Below are 8874 nucleotides of genomic sequence, written 5' to 3' on the forward strand. Positions count from 1 at the left end.
GCAACGGTTGGAAACGTTAAAATAATTAAAGCTGCAATTATTCCCATTAAAATAAATTTCTTCGCCATCTGTATCATCCTCACTTAAACTCTCGGCAAAATTTTTATTAAAATCATCTTAGACCAAAAGCTTAAATTGGTGGCAAATAAGACTCACTTTAAGCTCTCTAATATTTGAAACATAAAAACCGACTCTTTGAGAAACCCATATGAGTCGGGTGACCACTAGTAGTTTTCACTTCGTTATAATTCAATAAATTCCTCTTAAGTGTCGACTTTTCTTAGCTTTTTCGCTTAAGTGGTGGGACTGGCGCGATTCGAACGCGCGACCTGCTGCTTAGGAGGCAGCCGCTCTATCCAACTGAGCTACAGCCCCACAATCTTATATCTTGCCCTTTGATTATAAGAAGCCCACAGACAAGGGTCAAGTTTGACATCCTCGATAAGATGTAATATTATTTTTTTCAAATCCATTGCTCAAAGGCTGGGAAGGGAAGAGTACGTAAGACTAGCTAGGTACAGAGAGTCGGAGTTAGGTGAGAGTCTGATACTAGTATCTTGCGGAAAGCCGTCCCGGAGCCGCCAAGCCGAACGGAAAGTAGGTTTGGACGCGAGCCGCGTTAAAGGCGGAGGTATCATGGAGTACTTCCAGAGGTCAGAATCGCAAGGTTTTGGCGAAGAGTGGTGGTACCACGAGATTAACCTCTCGTCCGCTAGGATGAGAGGTTTTTGTTTACTATGATTGAATTCTTTAATGATGGGTGAAATCCATGACCGAATTCAAGTTCGATAAATGGGTGGAATTATATGCCCATAGAACTGCTTCCATGAAATCTTCTGAGATTAGAGATTTACTGAGCGTCACGGCGAGACCGGATATTATCTCCCTCGCTGGTGGTCTGCCATACACGAGGCTCTTTCGCTTTGAGAAGGTAGTTGAGGCCACGGAACATGCCATGCAGCGGGAGGGAAGTGCCGCCCTTCAATATGGTCCATCTGAGGGGCATAAAGGGTTAAAGAAGCACATAATAAAGCTCATGGAGGAAGAGGGCATAACGGTTGATTTCGATGATATTTTGGTCACCGACGGGGCACAGCAAGCTTTGGATTTATTGAGCAAAATCTTCATCAATCCCGGCGATAGGATCATCGTGGAGGCACCGAGCTACGTGGGGGCACTCAATGCCTTCGCCAGTTATGAAGCCAATATTATCTCCATCCCACTGGATAAGGATGGTTTACAGGTCGACCTTTTGCAGGAGACCCTCGAAGAGTTTAGAAAGAAGGGCGAGGTCCTCAAATTCATTTATTTGATCCCCAATTTTCACAACCCCGCCGGAGTCACTCTTTCCCTGAAGAGACGCAAACGCCTCTTAAGTTTGGCAAGGGATCATGGCTTAATCGTCGTGGAGGATAACGCCTACGGACGGCTGAGATTTGAGGGAGAGGACATAAAGAACTTGAAAGCCATGGACGATTCGGTAATTTACGTGGGGACTTTCTCAAAGATATTTTCTCCAGGTTTGAGACTGGGATGGGTTGTGGCGCCAAAACCGATTCTTGAAAAGCTTATATTTGCGAAACAGGCTGCCGACTTGTGCTCAAGCTCCTTCGCCCAAAGAGTTGTGGAGGAATACTTTACCCACAATCTGTGGAGGAGGCATATAGGGAAGTTAGTTGAAATTTATCGGAGCAGGAGGGATGCCATGCTCCAGGCTTTGGAGGAGTTCTTCCCCGACGAGGTGAGATGGACAAAGCCGCATGGAGGCTTCTTCGTTTGGGTGGCTTTACCGGAGTATGTCGATACCACTGAGATGTTGGCGGAGGCAATTTCAGAAAAGGTCGCCTATGTTCCGGGTCGGGGATTCTTTGCCGATGCGAGCGGTAAGAATTACATGCGTTTGGCCTTTTGTTACCCGGAAGAAGAGGTCATTTACGAGGGAATAAAGAGACTTTCCAAGGTCGTTAAAAGGTACATCATACTGTATAAATCGGTGGCCAAGAAATTACACCTTTAGGAGCGTTTTCCATGAAGAGGGTCAGGATCAAACAGGTCGATACCTTCACCTCTGTGCCCTTTGCTGGCAATCCCATAGCGGTGGTAACAGAGGGAGACGAGTTGACCGAGGATGAAATGGTAAAAATTGCTCGAGAAATGGATCTTCAAACGGCATTCATTTTAAAACCCACCGAAAGGAAAGCTGATTTTAAAGTTCGCTTTTATACCCCAAGGACTGAAGTGAATCTCTTAAGTCACGCCAGTATCGCCGCCGTCCATACCCTGGTGGAGGAAGCGAGGTTCTTCCCGAAGGGACCCGTTATGAACATCGCTCAGCAAACGAAGGCAGGGATCCTCCCCGTTGAAATTCATTGTCGTGGAGCAGAGATAAGAAAGATCATGATAACTCAGGTAAAACCAGTTTTTGCTCCCTTCAAAGGCTCCCTGCAAAGGTTGGCCGATGTCCTTGGAATCAATACGTCAGAGATAACCGGAGCCGGTTTCCCGGTAGAAATCGTTTCCACCAGTTTGCCGAAGCTCATGGTGCCACTCAAGCATCTATCCGCCCTTCAGGAAATGAAACCCGATTTTAACTCCCTCGCTCAACTCGATGAGGACATCGGGGCTTGTACTCACGTGTTCACCCTTGAAACGATTTCACCCATTGCCGTGGTTCACACGAGATCGTTTGCCCCAAAGCTTGGCATCCTGGAGGAGGTCGCCAGCGGTATTGCCAATGGAGCATTGGGAGCTTATCTGGTGAAGAATAAGATCATAAGGGGAAACTCACCGCTTACTCTCATCGCTGAGCAAGGGCATGTTCTCAACCGTCCAAGCGAGATCATCATAGAATTGCACTTCACCGATACAGAGGTTCATCTGATTAAGGTGGGTGGTAAGGCGGTTACGGTCTTCGAAGGAGAAATTTTCCTATAGGGGGAGATGAAGGTGAAAGAGAAAATTGCCGTACTCATGGGAGGGCGCTCTTTAGAAAGGGAGGTATCGCTAAAAAGCGGCCGCAGGGTTTCCGACGCCCTTAAGGAAAAGGGATACAAGGTTATACAACTGGATATAGATGAAAATTTGGTTGATAACCTGCTAAGAGAAGATGTGGATTTGGTATATATCGCCCTCCATGGAAAGTACGGGGAGGATGGAACGGTCCAAGAGCTTCTGGAGATACTCGGTGTCCCTTACACGGGTCCAGGCGTTTACTCAAGTATAGTCGGTTTCGATAAGGTCCTATCAAAGGAAATTTTCCAAATCGAGGGAATCCCCACCCCCAAATTCTATGCGCTGAGCTCGGGGAGCTTTAAGGAGATGGGAGCCTCGGGTGTTCTGGGCGAGGTGATCAAAAAAATAGGTTTACCGATTGTGGTCAAACCCGCCTGCCAGGGTTCGGCTCTGGGCATAAAGTTCGCAAAGACGCCGGAAGAGTTGCCCAGTGCCTTGATTGGAGCCTTGAGTTATGATGATAAGGTACTTTTGGAGGAATATATCAGGGGAAAGGAAGTGGCGGTAAGCATCATCGGAAATACCGATCCCCAACCCTTACCTGTGGTGGAGATCGTTCCCCAAAAAGAATTCTTCGATTTTGAGTCCATGTATACAATGGGGATGACCGATTACTACGTGCCCGCAAGGATATCGAAGGAACTCACCGAAAAAGTCCAGAACACCGCGGTTAAAGTTCATCGCATCCTTAGGTGCCGCGATGTCTCACGAGTGGATATGATAATTGGCGAGGACGAGGTTCCCTACGTACTTGAGCTCAATACCAGCCCTGGAATGACCGAAACGAGCCTTCTTCCCATGGCCGCCAAAGCGGCGGGAATGGAATTTCCAGATTTGGTGGACAAGCTAGTGAGATTAGCACTCGAAAGATAAATTCAGGTGCATTATCGACAAAAATAGTCCAGTTCAGGGTGAGGTATAATTCGGTGGTCACATGAAGTACGAGGCCATCATCGCCGGAGCGAGTTTCGCAGGATTGTCGGTCGCTACCCAACTTAGGGGAAAAATTCTGTTGATCGACCGTAAGGATATAGGCAGTTTGCCCACCTCCGCCTGCGCCACATATTACGAGGTATTGCGGTCATTGGGCTGCGAGGATTCGGTGCTTCAAATACTGGGGAGGGTAAGATTTCAAACCTCCTTTGGATGTACGGAATATCAAACCGTGGAGCCCTTTTGTACCTTTGATTATCGTGAATTCTGTCTCCGATTGGCTCACAAATTCCATGGAGAATTCCTAAAAGCCAACGTCTTGGGATTTGAAGATGGGCAGTTGATTACGGACAAGGGCTCCTTTTTCTCACCCTGCATTGTGGATTGTACAGGATGGCGGGCGAGGCTCGCCTCATCCATCCAAAAGGATTTTGTGAATAAAGGGGCTCTCTTTTTTGGAGTGGAAACCGAAGTTCGCTACCGGTGCCAAGAGCTTTTTTTCTTCATGGATCCAAAGGTGATTGAGACCGGTTATGCCTGGATTTTCCCCGCTGGAGACAGGTGCCGATTTGGGTTGGGAAGCTATAATGGGAATACGAATCTGATGGGCAGTTTGAGAGAATTTGTGGCCAGTTTTGGACTGAGTATGGGGAGAGTGCATGGAGGATTTATCCCCTATAAATTGCGAAAACCCATCGTTGGTCACCTATTTTTAGTTGGCGACTCCGCTGGACAAGCTTTCCCAACAACCGGCGAGGGAATAAGACAAAGCATTTATTTTGGGCAGAGGTGTGGGCAGATCATTCAAAAGGTCATCGATGGGGAATGCGCCTTAGGGGAGGCGTTAAAGGAGTACCAACATTTCGTCTACGGACACCGGTTTGCCTTTTCCCTCCTTTTAAGAATTCAAGGTTGGCTATTGAGGATGCCCAACAAAAGGATCGATTTGGCCGCCCGCATACTCGGTCGAGGTTTTCCCATAAAGTTCATTCAGTCGTTGTACATCAATTGCATGAGGGTTAAACCCTTTCCTTGAAAGGGGAAGTGGTTTCTCCTACAATGAAGATGTTAAACAAAGGCACACTCTTGAGGGGGTGAGGAAGAATGGCTGAAAGGCGTGGCGGATTTTTGGCGGGACTGATAGGCTTTATTTTTGGAGGAATTGTTGGGGTTCTGACGGGTTTACTTTTCGCTCCCAGACCCGGAAGGGAAACCAGAGAGCAGCTGAAATCAAAGGCTGAAGAACTCATGGAGACCGGGAAGGAAGCTTATCAGGTCCAGAAAGAAAAATTGCGCGAGGTCATCGAGTCCGGCAGGGAGGTTGCCTGTCAAAAAACTGAAGGCTTGAAGGAGAAAATCGAGGAAGCGAGGGGGAAAATAAAAAGCCAGGTAGAGAGGGTTAAAGAGAAAATGGAGGCGAAGGAAAAGGCCGAGAAGAAAGAGTGATTTTTTCCTTTAAAGAGCATGAGCATAGAGGACTGTGATCGATGAGAGTAAGCGGTATTTTGAATCTCCCGGTGGTTGTTTTAGAAGAAGGCAAAGAGATAGGCAAGGTAAAGAATGTAGTTTTCGACCCAGAGACCATGTCCTTGCGTGTGATCGCTATTAGGATTAAGGGTCTTTTGGGGGGAGTTAAGTTTGTCCTGTATGAGAGGGTTGAAAGCATCGGAGAGAATGCACTGATACTTCCAAATCGTGATGTTTTGGTCTCCTCAAAGCGGGATACCGAGATCAGAAGGTTGATTGCAAAGAAGGTTGGAATTTTAAATACCCCGGTTTTAACGAGAACTGGCACAAGGTTGGGGGACGTAAGCGATGCAATAATAAACGCGGAATCCGGAGCCCTTAGGGAACTGGAGGTGACCCGGGGTTTGATTAAGGATATAACCCTGGGGAGAAGGGGCATACCGGCAACCATGCTCATCGGTGTGGGTGAGGATGCAATAATCGTCTCGGATGAGGTTCAGGAAGAGTCTTTCGGGTTAAAGGAGTCCTTTGAGTATCTCGCCAAGAGTGCTGCGAAGACAAAAAAGGGAATTGATAGAGCCATTAGAGATAGAGAAGAGACATATTGCCTGGGCAAAATCGCAGGGATGACGATCAAAGACGACCAAGACCAGGTCATTATAGCTAAGGGAGAGGTTATAGGCGAGGAGCACGTCTGCAAAGCAAAGGAAACAGGTAAACTTCACAAATTGGCTTTGAGCGTGGGCTTTTCCTTGGCTCAGGAAAAGTGGAAGGATATTCAAACCTCAAGGCAGAAAAGCAAGGAAAAAAGTTGAAAGATTAGGTGTCTGCCGACAGGCAGGCCTCGCTACAGAACTTTGTGTAGTTCCAAAGGTTTTCACAGGCGAGGCTCCGACACTTTCTTACACTTACCATGAAACGTGAAGCGATTCATGATTTCTAACAGACCGTCTTACTCATCCTCTGTGCTTTCCTCTTCAGTTTATTGTCCATAACCCTTTTGGATCCAGCCTCTTACGATTTAAATGGATTTGAGATCGAACTGAGCGTCAAACCCTCTTCAATGCTGGAACCACTGGAGCTGCGGGTTTGAGAACCTTCCGGGCTGAAGAGATATCCCCTATTCCCTATATCTGCTTCACATACAACTAAAGCCTCCAAGACTCATAGCCCTCGATTTCATGGAAATTTCCGGGGTTAAGAGGGAGTTTTCCCTGGAGCGAACCTTGATAAAAGCGCAAGGAGTTAAAGGCGAAAGGTAAGTTCCATCCCAAATCTATAATGTGATAGGCAGAGGATGCCGATAATAAAAGGGGAATAAGCTGGGTTTTGGAGGCAAAGGATGTACAACGGGTTTATAAGCGCTCTGAAAAAAGAAGAGGGCTATGTAGCCGTCTTTACCACTTTGATGATCCTCGCCGTGCTCACGGTTTTCCTCACCGGTACCATTGGTTTAACTGTGAGCGGTATACAAATCGCTCAGTTTAAAAAGAGTCAAACCAATGCCCTATATGTAGCTGAATCGGGAATCAACTATGCGTTGTGGAATCTCAATACCCCTTCGGCTCTCGGTGGACATGCGGATGATTCAACTCCTTGGCGACCCGATGGTACCGTGGAATATTGGCTTGAAAACAACAAATCCAAGTACACCATGAAGGTTGTGGATGGACCCGGAGAGAACGAGGTGACCATCACCTCCAAGGGCATGGTCAAAGTATCGCATGGATCGGGTTGGGTGACAAGAACGGTAGAGGTCATAGCGAGGAAGCAACTCCCGCAAGTCTTCAATTATGCAATCGCTTCCAACTTCAATTTAGATATGTCTGGAAACGCCAAAATCGATTCGGCTCCTCTCGATCACAAGGGGAACATACATGCCAATACGGACATTAGAATTAGTGGAAATCCCGAGATAGATGGTTTAGCCACGGCTACAGGATCGATCATCATTTCCGGTAATCCCACTTTCACTCAAGGGACCCAAACCGGAGTAAGCCCAGTGGACTTCCCCACCCTGGATGCAGTTAGCTTTTATAACCAAGCATTGGTCAATGGAGAAACCTGGGGTGATGTAAATATCAGTAGGAGCGGCACCTATGTGGTACAGGGAGTGATTCACGGAAATTTGAGGGTTAGCGGCGATGCTCAGGTTGAGATAAGAGATGTGGTTTATGTCACCGGTGACGTCCAAATTTCAGGGAATGGGAGCACGGGAGATGGTACCATCGTCGCCGAAGGCACGATTTCGCTTTCCGGAAATTCCACCTACACTCCGGGTAGCACCAATAAGCTGGCCTTCATCAGTCTGGCAAGCGGCAATGCCATAACCATTTCTGGAAATCCGGAACTCGGTGGAGTTCTCTACGCACCCAATGGTGCCTTGGCGATTTCTGGTAATCCCGAAATATTTGGAGCTGCGTCTGCTAAGTATGTCTACCTCTCAGGCAATCCAACTTTCACATACGATACAGATTTGATATCAGATCCACCAGTTTTGCCCGGTACCGACTATCGGATAGTTTCTTGGAAGGAGCTGTAAGGGGAGGAAATGTTCATGGCTGGGCTTAAGAACAAGGATGGATTTTCAATTAGCGAAGTCGTTGTGGCCGTGGCGTTAGTAATGCTCATTGCGGCCGTGGTCCTCCCCGCTTTCATTTTCAGTTCGGAGACAAGTTCTAAGGCGAAATTCAGGGTCATTGCGGCGAGTTTAGCCCGAAAGGAGGCAGAGGAGGTTAAGTCGCTTGGTGCCTCAGCTACAACGGTACCCTACCATCAACTCAGCGAAGCTCCGCAATTTGGCATTGAGAGATTGGTGACCATAGACAGCCCAGAAGTTGGGATGAATACCGTAAAAATCTACGTTTATGAACATCCCAAGGATAGTAGGGCACCTCTGGCCTCCTATACCTTCTATATCCTGCAGGATGGGGGAGTTTAATTCATGGGTGGAAGCATTTCAGGAATCCTTAAGAAGAAATCTGGCGTAAGTACCATTGCGGAACTGGTTATAGGTTCCGCGATACTGTTCCTGGTAGTATTCTCCGTCTATGCCCTATTTTACAGTGGCATCCTGACCGAGAAGTTGACCAGGACCGAGTGGGATATTCAAAGAGATTCGCAAAGAGCTTTGGATGATATGAGCAAGGAAATAAGAGGCGCTGCCCAGGTTGTCGACGCTCAAGCGGACCGGATAGCTTTCAAAAATACCAGCGATGTCACAATTCGATATTATTTATCGGGCAAAAATCTCATGCGCACCGAAGGTGCAAGTTACTCCGGAGGCGTGGTTAAACTAGAGGACGTGAGCTCCTTCCAACTGAGTTATTACGATTCGAGCAATAACCAAACCTGGGCACCCAGTTCAGCCGAGGCGGTCAAAATATCCCTCACCGTCACTCGCTCTTCCGACCCCGCCTGTAGTATTTCATTAATATCCAGGGTGAAGCTAAGGAACTAATT

At 47.4% G+C, this 8874-nt stretch carries 9 protein-coding genes, 1 tRNA gene and 1 other annotated feature; of the genes, 9 read left to right on the top strand and 1 reads right to left on the bottom strand.

Translation table 11 applies throughout. The features are described from left to right. Positions 1 to 298 precede the first annotated feature (298 nt). Positions 299 to 375, bottom strand: a tRNA-Arg gene (locus AB1466_03770). 101 nt (positions 376 to 476) lie between these two features. Next, positions 477 to 716 (top strand) — a binding site (T-box leader). A 53-nt stretch (positions 717 to 769) separates the two neighbouring features. Between AB1466_03770 and AB1466_03775 the strand changes: the two genes are divergently transcribed. The 9 genes from AB1466_03775 to AB1466_03815 all read left to right on the top strand — a co-directional run bounded on the left by AB1466_03775 (position 770) and on the right by AB1466_03815 (position 8872). Continuing rightward, positions 770 to 2017 (top strand): PLP-dependent aminotransferase family protein, encoded by a 1248-nt coding sequence (locus AB1466_03775; GenBank protein ID MEW6189216.1) that lies wholly within the window; start codon positions 770 to 772, stop codon positions 2015 to 2017. Positions 2018 to 2028: 11 nt separating this feature from the next. Continuing rightward, entirely contained in the window at positions 2029 to 2934 is a 906-nt protein-coding gene (locus AB1466_03780) for a PhzF family phenazine biosynthesis isomerase (GenBank protein MEW6189217.1), read from the top strand. Positions 2935 to 2940: 6 nt separating this feature from the next. After that, positions 2941 to 3885, top strand: a complete 945-nt coding sequence (locus AB1466_03785) for a D-alanine--D-alanine ligase (GenBank protein ID MEW6189218.1) — start codon at positions 2941 to 2943, stop codon at positions 3883 to 3885. A 61-nt stretch (positions 3886 to 3946) separates the two neighbouring features. Next, positions 3947 to 4981: a hypothetical protein gene (locus AB1466_03790; protein ID MEW6189219.1), complete on the top strand. Its 1035-nt coding sequence runs from the start codon at positions 3947 to 3949 to the stop codon at positions 4979 to 4981. Positions 4982 to 5049: 68 nt separating this feature from the next. Further along, positions 5050 to 5391, top strand: coding sequence for a YtxH domain-containing protein (locus AB1466_03795; GenBank protein MEW6189220.1), 342 nt, complete (start codon positions 5050 to 5052; stop codon positions 5389 to 5391). A gap of 41 nt (positions 5392 to 5432) precedes the next feature. Then, on the top strand, positions 5433 to 6227 hold the full coding sequence (locus tag AB1466_03800) for a PRC-barrel domain-containing protein (protein MEW6189221.1): 795 nt from the start codon (positions 5433 to 5435) through the stop codon (positions 6225 to 6227). A gap of 527 nt (positions 6228 to 6754) precedes the next feature. Beyond that, positions 6755 to 7954 (top strand): hypothetical protein, encoded by a 1200-nt coding sequence (locus AB1466_03805; GenBank protein MEW6189222.1) that lies wholly within the window; start codon positions 6755 to 6757, stop codon positions 7952 to 7954. Positions 7955 to 7969: 15 nt separating this feature from the next. Continuing rightward, the gene (locus tag AB1466_03810; GenBank protein ID MEW6189223.1) at positions 7970 to 8353 is read left to right on the top strand and encodes a hypothetical protein; all 384 of its coding nucleotides are present in this window, start codon (positions 7970 to 7972) and stop codon (positions 8351 to 8353) included. A 3-nt stretch (positions 8354 to 8356) separates the two neighbouring features. Next, the gene (locus AB1466_03815) at positions 8357 to 8872 is read left to right on the top strand and encodes a hypothetical protein (GenBank protein MEW6189224.1); all 516 of its coding nucleotides are present in this window, start codon (positions 8357 to 8359) and stop codon (positions 8870 to 8872) included. The last annotated feature ends 2 nt before the right edge of the window (positions 8873 to 8874 follow it).

The organism is Actinomycetota bacterium (assembly GCA_040755895.1).
Lineage (GTDB): Bacteria > Actinomycetota > Aquicultoria > Subteraquimicrobiales > Subteraquimicrobiaceae > Subteraquimicrobium.

Bases quoted from the DNA above. Each gene is read 5' to 3' on its own strand.
- AB1466_03775 (MEW6189216.1), top strand. From the start codon at position 770: ATGACCGAATTCAAGTTCGATAAATGGGTGGAATTATATGCCCATAGA.
- AB1466_03780 (MEW6189217.1), top strand. From the start codon at position 2,029: ATGAAGAGGGTCAGGATCAAACAGGTCGATACCTTCACCTCTGTGCCC.
- AB1466_03785 (MEW6189218.1), top strand. From the start codon at position 2,941: ATGAAGGTGAAAGAGAAAATTGCCGTACTCATGGGAGGGCGCTCTTTA.
- AB1466_03790 (MEW6189219.1), top strand. From the start codon at position 3,947: ATGAAGTACGAGGCCATCATCGCCGGAGCGAGTTTCGCAGGATTGTCG.
- AB1466_03795 (MEW6189220.1), top strand. From the start codon at position 5,050: ATGGCTGAAAGGCGTGGCGGATTTTTGGCGGGACTGATAGGCTTTATT.
- AB1466_03800 (MEW6189221.1), top strand. From the start codon at position 5,433: ATGAGAGTAAGCGGTATTTTGAATCTCCCGGTGGTTGTTTTAGAAGAA.
- AB1466_03805 (MEW6189222.1), top strand. From the start codon at position 6,755: ATGTACAACGGGTTTATAAGCGCTCTGAAAAAAGAAGAGGGCTATGTA.
- AB1466_03810 (MEW6189223.1), top strand. From the start codon at position 7,970: ATGGCTGGGCTTAAGAACAAGGATGGATTTTCAATTAGCGAAGTCGTT.
- AB1466_03815 (MEW6189224.1), top strand. From the start codon at position 8,357: ATGGGTGGAAGCATTTCAGGAATCCTTAAGAAGAAATCTGGCGTAAGT.